Here is a 21756-nt window from a genome sequence, read left to right on the forward strand (position 1 = left end):
ATGGCACGCAGAAAGGATCGGTCGCAGAGGCGACACGGGTTTGGACACCAATTGCGCAATCGACGTCGCAACAAAGCGGCACGGTTAGCCCGCAAGCGAATCAGCCAGCGGTTGATTCCATCACCGTTTGAAAAACTCGAAGACCGTCATTTGCTGGCGACCGTCCAGTGGGACGGCGGCGGCGACGGAACCCGTTGGCACGACCCCTTGAATTGGGACAGCGATGCGCTGCCGACCGCTTTCGACGACGTCACGATCGAAGATTCTTCGAATGATCTGATCATTCGAATCGATGCCGACACCAACGTCGTGTCGATCCTTTCGAGCGAACAACTGCATCTAGTCGGTGCAGAACTAAAGACCACGTCGCTGGTGGTCGACGAACTGATGCTCGACGATGCCACGCTGCGTCCGCCGGAGCAGTCTTCGCTTGCGGCGACGATCGCCGATCGCCTAACCATCGACGCTGCCGCCGGCCAATTCCTGATCCTGGGCAACCTGCACGTCCAAGGTGATCTGCTGCTTCGGTCTTCGATGACACTCGTCGCCGACGGAACCGATGCCAACCTGCGGGTCGACGGCGACGTGAACCTGGACCAGGCGAGTCTAACCGCCCGCGCCGGCGGCGTGATCTCCATGCCGTCGGCCGAGCGTTATCGGCACCAATCGACGGCGAACAACCAATCGCGACAGTTCCTCGCCACCGGCACCGGCAGCCGGCTTGAACTCGGCGGTTTGCGTTCGCTGACCGGCGCGACGCACTACAACTCCGGCGCCCTGTTTCAAGTCGCCGACGGCGGCGTGATCGATCTGTCCAGCGTTCAAGCCGTGATCGACCCGGTCGATGGTGACACGCGCCGCCGCTCGTTTTCCTTCGTCGCCAAAGATGCCGGCAGCCAAATCGACCTGTCCGCCCTGGCGACGGTGACGGACCAGGTCGCCGACCAGCGAACAAGCTTCTCCGCAACCGACGGCGCTTCGATCCAGATCGGCTCCCTGACCGATGCCCGAGGCACACAGTTCCTGCTTGACGGTTCGGGAAGTCTTGCGGTGACTCAGTTGCAAACGTTGATCGATTCACAATTGATCCTCCGGGACAACGATCTGACGCTGTCGCAACTTGCGTCGGCCAATCGGTCCGAGTTTGACATCGCCGGGGCGCAGCTTGCTTTGCCGCTGATCGATAGCCTGCGTGACGGAGCGATCGCCATCGACAGCGGCGGCGTCTTTGCCGCGCCACAGTTGACGAACATCGACGGAACCGATTTGCAAGTTCGCGGTGGCGCAACGCTATCCCTGCCCGGCGTCACCGGCTATCGACACCTCGGCGATGCTTCAAGCATTGATCGCTCTTGGTCGGCAAGCGGTGCGGGCTCACGACTCGAACTGCCCAACTTGTCGTCGATCCTCGGCGGCTGGGGATACAACAACGATCACGTGATCCAAGCCGACGACGGCGCCGTGATTGCACTCCCCGCCGTCCAACAACTGATCGACGAGCCCCACGGCGACCTGAACTTTCGCTCGTTCGAAATCACCGCATCGGGTCTAAACAGCCGCATCGAACTCGACGCATTGATTTCGATCGTCGATCGCAATGGCAGCGGCCCCGGTCAGCATTCAAGCATCGACGCCAGCGGCGGCGGTGAGATCATCGCACCCAAGCTCGCGAATCTGCGTGGTACGCAGACCACGATCGATTCTGCCGGCGATATCGACGTCGCCAAGCTGGTGACGATCGAAGACAGTGCCATCACGATCGATTCCCGCCCCAGTGACTTTGATGCCTTGCAAACGATCACCGGCACGCGACTCGTTCTGTCAGCGACCGATGCACGGCTCAACCAAATCACGCGGTTTGAACAAAACACGCTGGTCACCGATTCCGCCGCCACGGTCGCAATGCCCGGCGTCGGCAGCATCGATGGTTCGAGTTTCCAAGCGTACGGTGGAACACGAATCGCATTTCCTCAAATCGAATCCTACGATCTCGCCACGACACAAATCAATTCGATTCGTTCGTGGATCGCTGAGGGACCGGGCAGCCAGATCGATCTCTCCGGTTTGCGATGGATCCGCGGCGGGACGGAATCGGGTACCGGCCTGGATGTCGAAGCGGTGCTGGGCGGATCGGTAAATCTGCGAAACGTGATTCAAGTCGTCGAGCCGACCAACGGCAACACGAGTGGTCGTCGTTTTTCGTTCACCGCCGATGGTTCGGGATCGCTCGTTCAACTCGACACACTGGCAAACGTGATCGATCGAAATGGAAACGCCCTGTCGGCATTGACGGAATCCGCAGGCGGCCAGATCACTGCGCCCGCGTTGGCAACGGTGATCAATACAACGGTGACGTCGGAGCCGATCGGTCCACCGCCTGCCGCAAGCCTACGGGCACCCGAGCACACGGGCCCGGACGCTGGTGCGAACCGGCTGATATCAAACGAGCATCAGCCGTTTGGCGCGAGCCTACGGGCAACCGCGTCTACCGACGACGCCCCGCCACCCCCGGAATCCATTCCCTCCTTCCAAACGATCGCCTGGATCGGCGGCGACGGAAACTGGAACGACCCGACCAACTGGGACGCCGGCATCGTCCCCGGCATCTTCGATCATGTCGAACTCTCGGTCTCCGGTGCCACCGCCACGATCAGCGGCGACCACGTCGTTCGCAGCATCCACGGTCCCGGCGGATTGAACCTCATCGGCGGATCATTAACCGTCACCGCCGAGTCCACACTGACCGGACCATTCAATCTAGGCGACGGCGGCACGCTGGCCGTTGAAGGCCCTCATGCCTCGTTGATCGTGGAGGGCCTGCAATCGATCGACGGTGGCAACGTGCGGGTCGATGAAGGCGCCGAGTTGGTCTTCAAACACGTGAGCCGCTACGACGTCGCCGCGACGGCCAACAACACGCAGCGAAACTGGATCGTTCAAGGCCGCGGCAGTCGCTTGGTGTTCGAGTCGCTGGAATCGATCCATGGAGGCACAAACTATGGCAACCGGTTAAGGATCGAAGCCCATTCCGGTGGGCACGTCGACCTCGCGGCCGTGACGCAGATCGCCGATGGCTCCGAGGGGAACACCGCACGCCGCGGGGTTTCGATTTTGGCTCAAGACACCGGCAGTACGATCGACCTGCGGTCGTTGACGTCCTTTCAAGATCGGGCAACGGTTGCCGACGACGCGCCGTCCTATTCCGATCTCGTCGCCCGCGACGGCGGCTCCATGCGACTCGATTCACTCACCACACTCGACGGTGTCGCCATTGTTGTCGACGCCCTGAGTGACGTGCCGCTCGAGACGGTTTCCCGCTTCGATCACGGGCGATTGCAAGTTTCCGATCGATCCGTCGCCTTGCCCGCACTGACGTCCGCAAGCGAAACCTTTTTCACCGCCGATAACGGTTTCATCGACAGCGATGCGTTGACGACCTTGACCGGTGGCGGATTGGAATTGAGGTCCGGTGGCCGGATCAATACGACGTTGCTGGCGACGATTGATGGCACCAGCGTCCGTGTCGCCGATGGCATCACATTGTCGCTGCCCCTGGTGACGTCCTATTCGCACGCGTCGACCGACAATGACCAGACGCGAACGCTGGTCGCATCCGGTCTCGGTAGTCGCCTCGAATTCCCCAATCTGACACAGATCGACGGCGGCACGCACTTTCGATCCTCGTTGTCGGTCGACGCCCGTGACGGCGGAGCGATTGATCTGGCGCGTGCCTCGCAAATCTCTGAACCCGACACCGGAAACACCTCCGGCCGCGGCGTTCACGTCACCGCCGACGGCCCCGGCAGCGTCATCGATTTGTTATCCCTGACGACCATCACCGACATCGGCGAGTCTCCAGTCTCTCATGGCGCCGCGAGTGGTCACTCTTCTTTGACCGTCACCCGCGGTGGAACCATCGCGGCACCTGCGTTATCGAAAATCACTGGTGTGCACGTCGTCGCCGACGAGGGAAGTAATTTTTCGTTTGAATCGATCGTCGATGCCACCCATAGCATCTTGCAGGCCGCCGGCAGCGGAACGCTTTCATTCGCATCTCTCGCCTCTGCCGCCGGCACCGCCATTCAGATCGTCGGACACGCCGCATCGCTTCCCACGCTGACAGATCTTTCCGCCGGATCGCTCTTCGTCCAGGGCGGCGGCACCGCCGACGCACCACGATTGGTCAACATCGACTCGGCAACGCTGATCGCAAGCGATGGCATGACGCTTTCGTTGCCCGCCGTCACATCGATCAAACACGAGACGACGGCGCCGAATCAAAGCGCGACGCTGCGCGCCGAAGGGTTTGGCAGTCGCCTCGATCTGCCCGCGGTGACGTCGATCCAAAACGGTGACGATTACAACTCTCGCATCTTCATCGAAGCGTTGTCCGGCGCAGTCGTTGATTTGTCCGGCGTGCAGACCATCGAAGACCCCGATGTCGGCAATGCATCCCAGCGGCGGATCGAACTGCTTGGCGAAGGCATCGGCAGTGGGATCGATCTGGGCGGTCTGCAATCGTTCATCGACCATTCTTCCGGAACGCTGACCGGCTCGAACCGTTTTTCCAGCGTGCTTTCCCGCTACGGAGGAACCATCGATCTGGGTAGCAACGACGCGTCGGGCGCATCGCTCGGCGGAATCCACGTGACGGCGGGCGAAGCCGGATTTCTGGTCGGCAAGTTCACACTCGAATCGGGTTCGGTTCTCACCGGCAACGGTCTGGTGCGAGCAGACGTCATTGTCGGCGGAATCGTTGATCCCCAAGAACATCTGGTCGTGGACGGTTCGTTGTCGCTTCTCAGCGGCGGACAATTGAACTTCGACGTCGGAGGACTGACGCCGATTGAGCAGCACGACGTACTCAAAATCACAGGCGCCGCGACGCTCGACGGCATCATCCGAACCAACCGCGTCAACGAGTACGCCCCACAACCCGGTGACAGCTACGTCGTGATGACGTACGCATCTCGAAGGGGTTCACCTCGTTACGCCGGCCTCGATTTCGGCAGCCAAATCCTTTCGCCAGAACTGTCGCCTACTTCGCTGGAATTTGTGACCGGGTTTTCCAGCGGCGCCGCAGTCCTCTCGGTCACTGTCTCGGACAGTGCCGTTGCTCCCGATGGACCGTTTTTCGTCATCGAATTCAGTGAGCCGATTGAACGCGATTCGCTGTCCGCCGATGACATCGCACTCGTCGGACCGGCCGACACTTCGGTCGCGGTCGAATCGATCGTACCGCTGGACGCATCGAACACTCGATTCGTTGTCCGCCCGGTGATGAATCAATACGCCGACGGAGACTACTCGCTCGCCATCGGGCCGAATGTGTTCGACTGGGTCAGCAACCCGATGAATCAAGATGGAGACGAGACCAACGGGGAACCTAACGACGACCGATGGTCCGGCAACTTGCATTGGGCGCTGCCGGATCTGATGCTGGTCGGCGGCGTTCTGCCGACGGTCGCCACCGAATTCGAATTCGGCGATGAAGTCCCCTTGTTGTTCGACGTCAAGAACGCGAGTACTGCAACTGCCGGCGGCGGTTCATGGACCGATCGCATCTATCTTTCCACCGACAGCATTTTCGACCCCGGCGATCTATTGCTGGACGAATCGGTTCATCACATAACCCTCTTCGCCGGCGATTCTTACGCGAACCAGATCAACGTTTCGCTACCGCTGGCCCAGTCGCTGCAAACGGGGACCTATTACCTGATCGCATCGATCGACGACGGCAACCAGATTCATGAGACCGACGAAGCCAACACGTTCGTCTCGGCGCCGCTGCATTTGACGGTTCCGCCGCTGGTCGACTTGCTGCCGACCTCGGTCAGCGGGCCGGCGACCGGTCAACCCCGGACACCGAGTGTGTTCACGTGGACCGCGGTCAATCAAGGCGACGCGGCGACACCCGATCGCTGGTTTGATCGAATTTACTTGCAGTCGACCGCGGGAAGCGGATTTTCACATCTGGTCGGCGGCGTCTTTCAAGCCGAACCCGTCGCGCCGGGCGAGAGCTATCTGTCGATGATGACGGTCGACCTGCCGGACTTACCGGACGGCGACTACCGGATCATCTTGGCGACCGACGACACCGATCGTTTGTTCGAAGGCCCGTATGAGTCGAACAATACGTTGGTCGGCAGCACGATCCGGATCGACCATCCCGACGTGATCGTCCAAGACCTAAACGTCCCGGCCACCGCCAACTCGGGTCAAACACTTCCCGTCAATTTCAAATTCGTCAATCAAGGCACCGGCTTCGCTTCGGCCTGGCAACAACGCATCTACCTGTCGGACGATTTAACGGTCTCCGCTGACGATCGTCTGCTTGACGAATTTGCAATCAACCAGCCGCTCGCTCCCCAGCAAACCCGCGGCGTGACGCGTGAACTGTTGATGCCGATCGATGTTCAAGGTGCCAAGTACGTGTTGGTCGTGACCGATGCGTTGGGACAACTGGGAGAACGCTCGGCCGGTGAAGCGAACAACCTGCAGACCGCAGCGATCGAGTTGACGCTGTCGCCATACGCGGACCTGACGGTGACCCACGTCAGCACGCCGACGCTGGTGATCGGCGATCCCACGCAACTGACCGTCGACTGGACCGTGGCCAACGTCGGCACCGGCCGCGGGCTGACCGATCGGTGGACCGATGCGATTGTGCTCAGCCGTAACGCGGCCCTCGGCGACGATGATGACCTGGTGATCGCGACGTTTGAGCACTCGAGAGGTTTGGAAGCGGGCGGTGACTACTCGCGCAGCGAGACAATCACGTTGCCGCCCGGGACCAGCGGGCGATTCGCGTTGTGGGTGCGCAGTGATTTCTTAGATGGTGACTCTGGGGGTAACGTTTTCGAAAACGGCAACGAATCGAACAACGACATCGCCCACGCGGATTCGATTGACATCATGCCGGCCGCTTTCGCCGATCTGGTCGTCAGCAACATTGACGTGCCGCAACCCGTCAACGCCGGATCCGTCGCCAGCGTCACGTGGACGGTCGACAACACCGGGATCGGAATCACCAACCGTGGCGATTGGTACGACGTGGTCTACTTGGCTGAGGACCCCGCCGGAACACAGCCGATCGAAGGCAGCGAAGTTCGGTTCCAGCATTTTGGTCAGATCGCACCGGGCGACAATTATACACGAACCGGCCATTTCATCGTGCCCGACGGCTTGTCCGGTGATCACTACGTGATCGTCCACACGGCAAAAGAAAACGCTCCCTTCGAATTCATCTTTGACGACAACAATCGCGTGGCCAGCGGTGCGTTTCCGATCACGTTGTTGCCGTCACCGGATTTGATCGTCAGTGAAGTCGTAGCACCCGACGTGGCCGAAGAAGGGACGCTGTTGGATGTCAGCTGGACAGTCACCAACAGCGGGCTCGGTTCAGCGTCGGGTGGCTGGATCGACCGCATTTACCTGCAATCGGCCGGTGATCCAGATGGCCAGATCATCCAGTTGGGAACGTTTCCGTTCGTCGATCCCCTGACGCCCGGAAAACGCTACACACGCAATGAAGCGATTCGCATTCCGATCCAGTCCGCGGGCGTCTTCAATCTGTTCGTTCGCACGAATTTCCAAGAGTTGATTTACGAGGGCAGCGGCGCCGTTAACAACACCGAGTCGGAGCCGATCATCATCAACGTGCGTTCCCGCCCCGATTTGCAAGTCGACTCGATCACGATCCCCGAGCGACTGTCCTCGGGCACGACGCTGTCTCCACAATTCACGGTGGTCAATCAAGGCGCCGTCGGCACGGCCGGAACGAAATGGATCGATCGCGTCTACCTGTCGCTCGACACTGTGGTCGACCAGGCGGACATTCTGATCGGTGAACTCGACAACGGTTCGGCTCTGGCCGCCGGCGAGCGTTACAGCAGCGACGCCGGCAGCTTGGTCGTCCCCATCCGTTACCGCGGCGACGTCTACGTGATCGTGCAAACCGACGCCACGGACAACATCGCCGAATGGCCCAACCACCAGAACAACATCAGCTACCAATCGATTTTCATCGAGCCCGAACCGCTGGCCGACCTGGTGGTCAGCAATGTCATCGCGCCGGGTCAAGTCGTTGCCGGAGCCGAGATCCCCGTGCGATACACGGTGACCAATCGGGGCAGCGGTGCGACGCATGGCGACACCTGGACCGAAAACGTTTGGTTGACGCGTGACAAAAATCGCCCCCACCCCGGACAGGGTGACCTGCTGTTGCAGACGACCACCCACACTGGATCACTGGACCGTTTGGCCGGCTACGAGACTTCCATCACGATACGCATCCCAAGGCAACTCGAATCGGGCACATGGTACGTGACGCCTTGGATCGACCCGCTGGACGTGGTTCCCGAAGACATGTTGGCGTCGAACCACAATCCCGACGACCCCGACAACATTGACAACAACAACTACAAGGCTCGCGCGATCCAGGTGCTCGGGGCTCAGCCCGATCTGGTCGTCAGCGAAATCAATGCACCAGCGGTTGCCACCGGAGGCGACTCCGTCACGATCAGCTGGACCGTCGACAACCGTGGACTGGCAGATGCCGACACGGGAGCTTGGCTAGATCGCGTTTACCTGAGCGACCATCCCGACCCCAAGGCCGAAGGCGCCCGGACGTTGCTGTTGGGCGAAAAGCGTCGCGGGTTGCCGCTCGCCAGGGGCGCCTCTTACACCGCGTCGATCGATGTCGACCTCGCGCCAGCCGCCAGCGGACAATACATCGTTGTCATCACCGACGACGACTTGCCGCCTCAGCCATCGATCGATCGTTCCGGCTTCTTCTCCGGTGCGTCGACTTCGTCTGAGTCCTTCACCCCCGTCCAGGAAGTTGACGAAACGAACAATGTCACTGCGGTGGCGACAACCATCCATGCCGCAGCGGCAAACTTGAAAGTCGTCGAGTTTGACTTGCCAACCGACGCCAAATCTGGCGAAGAAGTGACGTTTCGCTACACCGTCGAAAACATCGGCGAGCACCCGGTCTGGAGCGGCACGACGTACTGGAAAGATTTTTTGTGGCTCTCGCCCGACAGCACGTTCATCCGCGAACGGGCATCGTACTTGGGGGCTTCGATTCACGCGCCCGCCGAAACGATTGATCCGGGCGACCGTTACACCGTCAGCTTCACCACGACCCTGCCCGAAGGCACCGGCGGTGATTATTCGCTGTGGGTTCATTTGAATGCCAACAACGACCGATCGCCGCTGCTGTTCCCCTATCAATCGCGGTTGCTGTTGACCGATTGGTTTTCGGCCATCGAAGGCGACAACGACGTTTGGAGATCACATTTCGGGCACTGGGCCTATGAAGATCCCGGCGACAACCTCGCCCGCGCCGACTTACCAATCCGGTACGAAGAAGCCGATCTGACGATCACGGAACTTCAAGTCCCCGCATCCACCACCTCAGGCGCAACCGTCGAACTGGTCTACACGGTCCAGAACACGGGTTCCCGAAAAACACGCGTCGATTCCTGGTCGGACCGTGTGTTTCTTTCCCGTGACGCGTCGCTGGATAATTTCGATACGCAACTTGCATCGACGTCGCGCCTCGGTTCGCTGGAGCCGGGTGAGTCCTACACCGGACGTCTGTCGTTCCAAATCCCCGCAGGCATCGAGGGAGAGTTTCATCTGCTGCTGTTCACCGATTCCGCGGCCAAGCAAGACCGTTCGGGACGGCCGAGCGACATCGGATTCCGAAGGGTCGGGATCGAGTTTGAACTTCCCGGCGTGCTCGCGCCGTGGGATCTGGCGTCGTCAGCCGCCCGCGAATCGGCACGCGGTGAAGTCTCGGAGTATCAACGCGAAGGCAACAACATCGCCGTGCGAGCATTATCGATCCGCCTGTCCGATCTGCCGGACTTGCAGGTCTCGACGATCAGCGGTCCAGCGCGAGCGGATCGCGGACAAGAAATCGACGTCAACTACACCGTCACCAACCACGGCGGCGACACGGTTGGTGGGCAAAGCGACTGGACCGACCTGCTGTACCTTTCACGCGACACCTTCTTGGATCTGGCCAGCGACCTCTACTTGGGATCGTCAGAACACAACGGTGGCTTGGCGGCCGGCGCGTCCTACCAAAACAACACCTCCGTTTCGTTGCCGGCTGGACTGACCGGTCCCTACTACTTGTTCGTGATCAGCGATCCCGATCGATTTGATCCGACCGGTGATGTGTTCGAAGGCCCAAACGAGCGCAACAATGCCGCCGCCTCGGCAACACCGATGGTCATCGAGTTGCCCGATCCGGTGGACTTGCAAGTCACCGAGATCGTGGTCCCGCACGATGTCACCGCCGGCACACCGACGCAAATCCAGTGGACGGTGACCAACACCAGCGACGTGACGGTTTCAGGGCGTTGGTCCGACAGTCTGTTTTTCAGCGGCGACGCGACGTGGGACATTCATGACGCGGCGGCCGGACGTGCCGAATTTCGCGGGACGCTGGCACCCGGTGAAAGCTACACCTCAACCTTGGAAGTCATCACGCCGCCGCTGACGCCGGGCAACTATCGAGCCATCGTCCGCCCCGACATCTTTGATCAAGTTTACGAGGACGTCGGCGAAAGCAACAACCAGACCGCGTCGGCATCGACGATGCAACTGACCGTGCCTTCGTTGACGTTGGACGTTCCGCTGGATACCACGCTGGGAACCGGCCGGCAAACCTTGTTCGCCGTCGACGTGCCACCCGATCGCGCGTTGCGAGTCACGGTCCATGCCGACGACAATTCGGTCTACGAAGTCTTCCTTCGACACAATCAGTCGCCGACCGCAAGCTCCTTTGACGCCCATTCCGGCGGCGCCCTCACCGACACGCCAGCCACGATCATCCCCTCGACCGACGCAGGCACCTATTACGTTTTGGTTCGTGCGTTTGCGACCCAGGGCGGTGACTCGGCCGTGGAGATTCTGGCGGAATTATTGCCGCTGGCGATCACCGACCTTCAAACCGACATCGGCGGCGATTCGGGTTTTGTGACGACGACGATTTCCGGCGCGAGGTTTCATCCCGACGCGATCGTCAAACTGGTCCGCCCCGGTTTCGCCGAAATCCTTCCCGCCGGCCAGAACTACGTTTCCGCCTCGCAGTTGATCGTCACGTTTGATCTGCAAGACGCGCCTCATGGACTCTACGACGTCCAGGTGATCAACCCCGGCGGCGACGTTGCCGTCGTCCCGTATCGATTTCAAATCGAACGAACGATCGAGCCCGAAGTGACTGTCGGCATCGGCGGTCCACGCTTCGTCTTGGCCGGTGACAACGGCACGTATGGTGTCTCGCTGAAAAACTCGGGCAACGTCGATGCGCCGTATGTGTTTTACAACGTCGGCATTCCCGAATTGGGCAGCAATCAAAACGTCTACAACCTGCCCTACAACCACTTTTCGTCCAACCTGCGCGGCGGCCCTGACGGTGCACTTGCCGATCTGCCTTGGGCCGAACTCGATTCGGCGGTCAACACTGACGGGCATCTGACCGCCAGCGGGTATCTGTTCGACCAACCCGCCGATGGCTTCGCCGGATTCACCTTCCAGGTCCAAACCTACCCGGGCTTACGCGAACTGCATGATCACGCCTGGGAGGCGTTCAAGGCAAAGATCTACGATGCGATTCCCGCATACGCGGCGATTGATTTTTTGGCGGAAGGACCGTCGTCGCTCGACAAGATCTCGCCCGGTCTGGCTCTGGTCTGGGAAGCCTTCGGTGCCGTGCCGGATTTGTTGATTCAGCCGCTGATCCCCTTCCAATTTCATGTCGTCGCATCGGCGACCACGATGACTCGCGACGAGTTCCTGCAGCACGCGCTCGATGAAGCGGACCGACTGCGTCAAGGGATTCTGGACGATAACGACGCCGATGCGGCGTTGGTCAATCTGGCCGGTGATCCGCAAGCCTGGCAATCGCTCTATGTCAGTTATCTGACCGAAAGCGGACGTCTGCGCGCCGTCGACGCCATCCCGCCGACGCGCCGCGATCAGGAACTGGCCAGTTTGATGGCGACCCTTGCCGGAGGTGTGTTGACCGGCCCCGGAGGCGACCAGATCATCGCCAGCGGAGACCTGTCGGACTTCTTTGACAACGTGCGGCGATGGTACGGACATGACGCGTCCCTGAAAGCCCCCATCGAACCCAATCAAGTCAATTTCACTTCGGATTCGCTCTCCTTTCTGGGCATCTTGCAAAGTCCCAATCCGGTCGCGGCGCTGCCGACCTTGGACGACTATGACTTGATGCTCGATGCCAACACGCACTTTCAAACGATGCGTGTCTATGTGCCCTGGGTTCCATTCGCCAATCGCGGCGCAGGGATTCCGGCGGAGTATCAGATCACGGGGATCACGCCCAACGATGAAGACGTCTTCTTTCCGCTCAATCTGCAGGGCTACTACGAACAAGCCGACGCACACTCGGGGACTGTCTCGCAGACCGGACCGTTTACGCTGGAAACAGGCGGGTTCGTACCCGCCGGTGAGCCGCTTCCGTTCACCGTCAACTTTCAAAACGATCCGAACACAACCCGCGACGCCAACGAAGTGCGAGTGGTCGTGCCGCTGGACGATGCCGTCGATCCCCGCAGCTTTCGACTCGGCGACATCCAGATCGGCGACATCACGATTCGAATGCCCGGCGGACGATCGCTGTACCAAGGTGATTTTGATTTCCGCGACACGCTCGGTATTAACGTGCGGGTCAGCGGCGGAGTCGACATCCAATCGAATGCGGCGACGTGGCTGATCCAGGCGATTGATCCGCTGACCGGCGAAGTGCGTTCGGATCCCGACGGCGGATTGCTGCCACCGAACAATGCCCGCGGTCAAGGTGCGGGGTTCGTCAGCTACAGCGTGCAGTTGGCCGATTCGGCCGAAACCGGCGACGTCGTGACGGCGCGAGCCCGAGTCCTCCTGGACAACGCCCCTCCGGAAGATGCCGACGATCTGGCGTACAAGGTCGATTCCGTCGCGCCGACCAGCCACATCGACGTCACACCGCTGAACGACCGGAACGATTTTGTCGTCCGCTGGAACGTTGCTGATGACGACGGCGGCAGCGGTTTCAAACATGTCAGCCTGTACGTGGCCGAAGACGGCGGCGCGTTCAAGCTTTGGAAACGGCAACTACAAACCGCCGGCGGCGAGGAAGTGTGGATCGGTCGCGTCGGCACGAGCTACGAATTCTTGGCCCTGGCCAGTGACCGCGCCGGCAACCGGGAAACGCCGCCATCGGGAGCGACCGCCGACGATGATGGTTCGACCTCGTCGCTGGGCGTCTTGCCCTGGGTGGAGGAAACGACGATTCCGAATTTTGGACAACCCGCCAAGCCAACGTCCACGCCATCGATCCACCCGCTGTTCGCTTCCGCCGAACGTCAGGTCCCGACACCAGCGTCACTCGCCAACCCCGCGGCCTTTGACAAGGTCCTGCAACCGTTCACCGCCGCTCGTTTCGCCGACGGTTTTGATGTGACGGTCGGCGCCGCGGCGGCTGCGGAGATCGGCCCGATGGCGCTGGCGGAAACGCCCGAAGGAGACATCTTGGTCAGCGCTGGCCCGGCCCGGAATCAACTCTATCGTTTCACCTCCGATGGCGGAACAGCCGGTGGCGTTTGGACCGAACTGGATCATCCGATCTTCAATTTGAGCTTCGACCCGGCCGGACGACTTTGGGCCACCACCGGCGGCGGCCCACTGTTGGAACTCGACCCGAGCGACGGAAGTCTGCTGGCCGAATACGGCGACGGACTGACGATGGGACTGGCCATCGATCCGGCTTCGGGTGACCTGCTCGTCGGATCCCGCTACGGCGTCGAGCGATTCGATCCGGACAACGGGACGTTTTCACGATTCAGTCGAGATCAAAACCTGCGTGTCGGAAGTCTCGCGTTTGCCGACGACGGGACGCTCTACGGTGTGCAATGGCCGGAGCGAAACGCTGTGTTGAAGTTTCTGCCCTCGGGCCGCGCCGAAACGCTGCTGTCGTTCACGACGCCGATCGATTCGCTGGCGTTTGGACAAAACGATTCGCCACTAGCCGGCCTGTTGTTCGTCTCGCACAACTCAGACGCTGCAAATGCCGGCACTGCAAACACCGGCAGCGAACTGACGATGGTCGACGTCGCCAGCCTGCGGCGCGTCGCGCTGGCCAGTGGTGGCAGCCGCGGCGACGTCGTCGTGACGACGCGGGACGGCCGCGTATTGATCAGCCAATCCGATGCGGTGGACGTGCTCAGCCCGATCGCGGTCCCCGAACTCATCGCAACCCACCCCGCCCAGCAAACGGTCGTCGCCCTGCCGTTGGGATTGCTTCGTGTGACGTTCAGCGAAGACATGTTCACGGGACTGGTCACGCAGCCGCATTCGGTCTTGAACCCCGGCAACTACGCCATTCGCACCGATGGCAGCGAGCCTCCACAGATCACCGAGGTCCGCTACGACGCGGCGTCGCGGACGGCGTACCTGTTTGCCCAAGGATTCTCCGTCGGCGAGCACACGCTGTATGTCGGCAAAGGCATCGAGAGCGTTGGCGGTTTCTCGCTCGCCGCGGGTTATGAAATCCACTTCACCACGATCAGCGAATTCTCGGCCAACGTCGACATCGAACTGTCCGGCACGCGGCTGGATCGACAATCACAATCGATCACTTACGACGTCGTGATCATCAACCGCGGCGATCAGGACCTGATTCTGCCGGCCCGATTAGTGCTCACTCCCGACGGGCAACGCACCGGCGTGTCGTCCGCTGAGGCCGTTCCGGGGCAACCCGCGACGCCGTCGGCCGATGGGCGCTGGTTCTTTGATCTGGCCGCCAACGTTCCCGATGGTGTTCGGCTGCGTTCCAGTGAGTCGACGACGGCCGAGACGATTCGCTGGTTGGCACCGGGAAACATCAACGCGAACTTCGCGCCCAGTTTTCTCGCCAGTGCGTCGCCAAACCTGCGTCCCCGATTCGATTCCACACCGCCGCAGCACGTCGTCGCAGGGTCCGTCTATCGATACGAAGCCCGAGCCGATGACCCGGATTCCAACGCAGTCGTGTATTGGTTGAATGAAGCACCGGACGGGATGCAAGTCGACCTGGACAGCGGATTCATCGATTGGCAAACCGGCGCCGAGACCGCCGAGCAGAATCGCGTCGTTTTGTATGCCTTCGACTCACGCGGCGGCTTCACGTCTCAAACATGGACAGTCACCGTTGCCGGCGGCAATCAGGCGCCGGAGTTCATCTCGCCGCCGGCCGACGCCTCGATGACGGAGAACGAAACTCTGGTCGTTCCCGTCAACGTGCTCGACCGCGACGATGCTACGATCGACGTTTGGGCCGACAACCTTCCTCCGGGCGCGTTCTTCGATGCGTCGGAGAGGACGTTGCGTTGGTCGCCTGGTGAACATGCGTCGGGGATTTACCGAGACCTGACGTTCTTCGCCAGCGACGGCGTCAACACGACCCGGCACACGTTTGATCTCGTCGTTGCCGATGCCGACCGACCGCCGCTGATCGAGACACCGCAGCCTTTCACACTCCGCCAAGGCGACCACTGGACCTATCGTGTCTCGGCAAGCGACCCCGATGGCGACGCTTTGTTGTTTACCAGCGATGACCTGCCCCACGGTGCGACGCTAGATGCCGATACCGGAACGTTGCGTTGGGCCGTCGGTTTTGATCAGGCGGGAACCCGAAACATTCCGATCACGGTCACTGCGGGCGACCAATCCACCAGCGACCAGATCGTCGTCGACGTGCTCAACGCAAACGGAGCACCGGTGTTCGAATCGATGCACGGCTGGTCGATCGACGAAGGCCAAACGCTGGTGATGGAAGTGTTCGCCTTCGACCCCGACCATCCAGAGTTTCGATTACCGGTTCGCACCAGCGAGGGCGCACTGTTTCCGCCGGGTCTGGTCTCACCGGTAGATTATCGCGTGGTCGGTTTACCCGACGGGGCATCGTTTGACCCCGAAACCGCGACACTGACGTGGACGCCGAATCATGACCAAGCGGGCGAATACACCGTTCACATCGAAGCAACCGATGACGGCGACGGCACCGGGGTTCCCGTCACGATTCATTCCCGGGTTCCGATTTCCGTCCGCGAGGTCAACCAACGTCCGCTGATCGATCCGATCGAAAACGTTGTCCTGTCGCGCGGTGACGTGGTCGATCTCCCCGTCGCCGTGATTGACCCGGACGGTGATGCGATCACGCTGACCGCGGCCAGCGGGTTGCCGGGATTGCCGCTGCCGGACTTCGTGACGTTCAGCGACAACGGCAACGGAACAGGTTTCTTTCATTTCACGCCGGGAACCGCCCAGCGGGGCAGCTACACCCTGTCGATCATCGCCAGCGACGACGGCAATGGTCACGGCCGCGGACGGATCGAAACGACGCAATACGATTTTGTCGTCACGGTCCAATCCGCCAACGATCCGCCACAACTTTCGCCTGTTCCGTCGATCGTGGTCTTGGCCGGTGATTTGCTTCGACTGCCGCTATCGACGGCCGACATCGATCAAGAGCCGCTGCACTACACCTTCAGCGGCTTGCCCGCGGACGCTCGCATTGTCGACTCCGGGTCGTACGGCCAAGCGTTGTTGAACTGGGATCCGAAAACGGCCCACACCGGAACCTACGACGTCACCGTCACGGTGACCGATTCGGGAAACAACGGCGCGGCGGCAACGCTTTCGTCCTCGCAAAGCTTCGTGATCGATGTCCGCGATCACAACACCGCTCCGGTCTTCAACCAGATTGCCGATGCGATCGTGGATGAAGGCGAGACGCTGACGCTCGAATTCATCGCGAACGATCTCGATGGCGATGCGATCTGGTACACCTCGTCGAATCTGCCCCCCGGTGCGACGCTGGATCCGATCGACGGCGTGTTGGATTGGACACCGTCGTTTGACGATTCTGGCTCGTACACCATCGACATCGTTGCGACCGATGGATCGGCATCTGACACCCGATCGTTTTCCATCGACGTGGTTCCCGTCAACCGCGCCCCGCGTCTCGCCTTCCCCGCGCCGCAATACGCCCGTGAAGGCGTCTGGATGGAATTTCGAATCACGGGCGACGACCTGGATGGCGGACCGTTGACGTTGACCGCCGACGAGTTGCCCGACGGAGCCTTATTCGATCCCAGCAGCGGCGTGTTCCGCTGGCAACCGGCGTTCGACCAAGCTGGCGTCCACGACGTTGTCTTCACGCTGACCGATGCACAAAACGCATCCGATTCGATCCGCGTCCCGATCGTGGTGGACAATGTCAACCGAGTGCCAACGATCGAAAGCCGACACCATCAAGTGCTTGTCGGCGAGTTGCTTGATTTCCATTTGGCCGCGTCTGATCCTGATTTCGATGACACGCTGACGTACGCGGCGTACGGCTTACCCGACGGGGCGGCGTTGGACGCATCCACCGGTCGGATCACGTGGATTCCCCAACCCGGCCAACTCGGCAGCTACGTCGTCGACGTCCGAGCGAGCGACGGATTGGCGGAAACGAAACACAATCTGGTGATCGAGTCGGTCGCGACACCTCGTTTGCCCGAAGTTCGGATTGTCACCACGCCCAGTTTCCCCGCATTGCCGGGACAAACGATCCGAGTCGATGTGATCGCCGACGGCGTTGCGCCGATCGAGTCCTTGTCACTGACCTACGACGGCGGCGAAGTCACGCTGGACGAACAAGGCCGCGCCGAGATCCTCGCCGGCTCCCCGGGGAAAACGTCGCTGGTTGCCACGGCGATCGACGTCGACGGCTTTGTCGCGACCGTCACCGAAACGGTGCGAGTCCGTACGGCCACCGACAAGGAGGCTCCCCAAGTCGCGTTGTCGTTTGATGGTTCCCAACGCATCACCGAGCCGACCGAATTGATCGCCGCCATCAACGACGTCAACCTGGACCAATGGTCGCTGGAAATCGCCGCTCACGGATCGGACGATTTTGAAACTCTGGCAAGTGGTCAATCGACCGGCGAAGATCTGACGTTGACGACACTCGACCCGGCATCGCTGGCCAACGGTTTTTACACGATCCGCTTAACCGCCAGTGACATTAGCGGACGCAGCTCAAAGACCTCCATGGGCGTGGAGGTTAACTCGGACTCCAAAACCGATGCCTTCACGAGAACGGACGTTGACGCGGAAATCACGTTCGGCGACCAGACCTTTCAGATCGCACGTCAATACGATTCGCTCCGCCAATCCTGGCGTTTCACGTTCCAAGACGTTGCGTTGCAAGCCTTCACCGAAGCGGCGGACGCGTCGTCGACAGTCGTCCATCCGGCTCTGTCCGGCGGCGATCGCGTCTATTTAAGTCTTCCTGACGGACGACGCGTCGGGTTCACGTTTGAACCACAACGCGTTCAGCTCTTTCCTTCCGACGACTCGCTGGTCTTCTACAAACCGAATTGGACAGCCGATGCCGGTGTCGACTACGAATTGCGATCCATCGATCGATTATTGGTCCGTGGCGGAGAGCGTTATTACGACCAGGCCACCGGCCAGCCCTACCATCCCGCCAATTTTATTTCAGCCGATGACGCCTATGAACTCGTGCATCCCGATGGCCGGGTCGAACGGATCGACGCAGCGGGCAGGATCACGCGGCAGCAATGGCCCGGCGGCGAAATCGTGCAGATCAGCGACAGCGGCATTTTACTTCCTTCGGGCGAGTTTCTTGCGATCGTTCACAACGCCCAGGGCCAGATCGCATCGCTCCGCACGCCGACGATGGATCTGCACTACCGCTACGACGACACCGGCCGACTCGTCGAAGTCGCCTCCGTGTCCGACGTCGCGCAGTCGCTGCACCGCTATGGCTATGAATCCGACACCGGCGAAACACTTTCGGTCGCGGTCAGTTTCGACGGGAACCATCGCGCCTACCCCGCCGACCAACCGCTGACGGCGGATCTTGGACGTGCCGCTGATTTTTCCGCATCGCCCATCATTGGCGAACTCGACGCCGGCCAGACCGATCAGTACGCCTTCACGATCGACGACGCCCAGTTGCGCAGCACCGATCAGCACGTCGTTTGGGTGCGCGCGATCATCGAACGATATCGCAGTCCGTTTATCGCCGACACGCCAAGAATCGCCGGACTCGATCCGATCGCCCGCAGCGTCGATGGCGATCGGACGGTCGCGTTGTTTTCGATCCAGCGTGCCGATCAATACTTGCTGAGCGTCGCTGGGGCATCGGCCGATGACGCGGGACGCTACCGGTTGCATTTGGATGTGGTAGGCGACATCAATCGCGACGGCGTCGTCGATGGATTCGATAGTGTGGCACTGGCGAATTCCATGGGAAGTTTTATCGGCGACCGAAACTACGACGCCGCCGCGGATTTCAATGCCGACGGCGCAATCACGATCGCCGACTCGCAACTGCTCGCTGCGAACTTCGGATTCACATCCGACTTTGCCGCACTTGGATGGGACGATCGCTTTGTCACCGTCGCCGACTTTCCAACCACCACGCCGCCACCGGGCGACCCTTCACAGCCACCGATCGATCCGCCCGTTGATCCCTCCACCGGCGACGACACCCGGATCACGCCCGCCCCCGAACTGCCGCCTTCGGTCGATCCCCCGACCTTCACACCGACTTCGCTGGCGCCCTCGGCCAGGGCGACGTTTGACATTCGCAACGGAAGGTTCGATGCCGACGGCGAAGCCTGGACGACGAACGGAAACGTCGGTTTTGACAACGGCGCAGCGGAACTGTCGGAATCCCCCACCGAGCGAACGTCACTTCGCCAAGCATTTTACGTTCCCGACGATGCCTCGATCCTGCGGCTGACGATTTCAAACCTGAGCCTTACCTCGGCCCCCGACCGCGCGCCCGATGCGTTGGAAATCGGGCTGCTCGATGCCAAGACGTTCGCCCCCCTGGTCGGCGTGATCCCACTGGGCCAGACCGATGCGTCACTCAATTTTGCCACCGACGGGACCTACCGCAGCGGAGCGGGCGTCACCGTCGGCGACACCCGATCCTCTGATCCATCACAAGACCTGGGCGGCGTGTTCACCGACGACACAATGCTGGTGCAGATCGACGTCAGTGCGGTCCCGACGGGAACCCTGGCCGTCTTGTCGATCGATCTAATCGGGTTCGCCCAGCCAAACAGTCACGCACGAATCGACGACGTGTTCCTGGTGTCCGGTGGGCTGCGCGCGCCAATTGCGCGAACCGACTTGGCCACGACCGAAGAAGACGTGCCAGTCAACCTGAATGTGCTCGCCAACGATTCCGATCACGAATCGCCGTTGGTTCCCGCATCGTTGACCCTCGTGACGCCGGCCGAGCACGGACAGGTGTTCGTCAGCACGCAATCGGGCATCGTCACCTATTCACCCGACCCCGACTACTCCGGCAACGACTCCTTCACCTACACCGTCAAAGATGTCGATGGCTACGTTTCTAACGAAGCCTTCGTCAGCATCAACGTGACGCCCATCACCGACACGCCGTCGTTGGTCGTCCACACCGCCAGGGGCGATCAAGACACGCCGCTGCCTTTGCAGATCGCTGCGACGGCGACCGATGCCGACGACAGTGAACACCTCACGGTCACGATCGCGTCCTTGCCACAGGGCGCAACGCTCAATCAGGGCGTCCGCATCGCCGACGGTCAGTATCGTTTGGCTCTCGAAGACCTGGACGAGCTGCAGTTGATGCCTTCGGCCGGTTGGTCTGGGCAAGCGATGCTGAACGTCACCGTCACGGCCACTGACCCATCCGCCGATCCCGTCTCCGCCGAAGAACAACTGCGGGTGGACGTTGGCAGCGTGTTCGTCAACCCGATGTCGATCAGCGGGTTCGAAGTCAACGCCGGCGAAGTCCAACGGTCGCAATTACACACCCTCACGGTAACCTTCAACCAGCACGCTTGGATCGCCGACGCCTCGGCAGACATTTTTGTTTCCAATATCGAAGGCGACAAACTCAGGATCCCGAGTGAGAAGTTTTCGTACGATCCAGACACGTTCACGCTGACGATCGACGTCAACGGATTGATCCGACAAGACGATCAATATTACCTGATGCTCCGCAATGCAGGCATCGCCAGCAACGCAAACCGCTTGCAAACGATGGCTAGCGGACCGGAGTTCGGCAGCGAGTTCTTGCCGCTTCCGTTCCACAGACTGCTTGGTGACGTCAACGGTAACAACGAAGTCGACACCGACGATTGGCGAGACATTCGCATCAGCCTGAATTCCAACGCCGAATCCCCACGCTATGCACGTCATCGCGACCTGACCGGTGAAGGGATGATCGATCGGCACGATTTCGTCGTCTGGCGCAATCGACTCGGGTCCACGACCGATCAAGACCCGCCGCAGATCCTGGCCGGCGTCACGCTTGCGAACAACCGATTGCCGCTGGTCAACGCCTTTCGCACCGATGCAGAATTGTCGCTCGTCGTCGATGACGTCAGCGAAGTGGCTTCGTTGACCGTTTCCGTGGATGGTTCCCCAACGATCGAACTCGTCGATCGATTGTCCTCCGAAGACGCGCTGCAGTTGCCATTGACGGAGTTGTATTCGATCGCCGGCCAAACGCTTGCACCGGTCGATCATACGCTGACATTCGTGGCGGTCGACCGGTACGGCAACGCGTCGAAACCGGTCGATGTCGAATTCGTAATCGATGAAATCGCACCGGCGATCCCCTCCACCCCCACGTTGTTGGACGGCGATGGCAACGTCACGTCAACTCGGACGCTCGCGGAT

1 protein-coding gene (running past one end of the window) is annotated in these 21756 nt (G+C 60.8%); it reads left to right on the forward strand.

All coding sequences use genetic code 11. From position 1 onward, the window contains the following. A protein-coding gene (locus TBK1r_RS15940) for a CARDB domain-containing protein (RefSeq protein ID WP_145212512.1) crosses the window boundary here: on the forward strand, positions 1–21756 show its 5' portion. 18900 nt of this gene lie beyond the right edge of the window; 21756 of the gene's 40656 nt are visible here — the first part of the coding sequence; the start codon lies at positions 1–3; the stop codon falls past the right edge of the window.

The sequence above is a fragment of the Stieleria magnilauensis genome (assembly GCA_007753675.1).
In the GTDB taxonomy this organism is placed as follows: domain Bacteria; phylum Planctomycetota; class Planctomycetia; order Pirellulales; family Pirellulaceae; genus Stieleria; species Stieleria magnilauensis.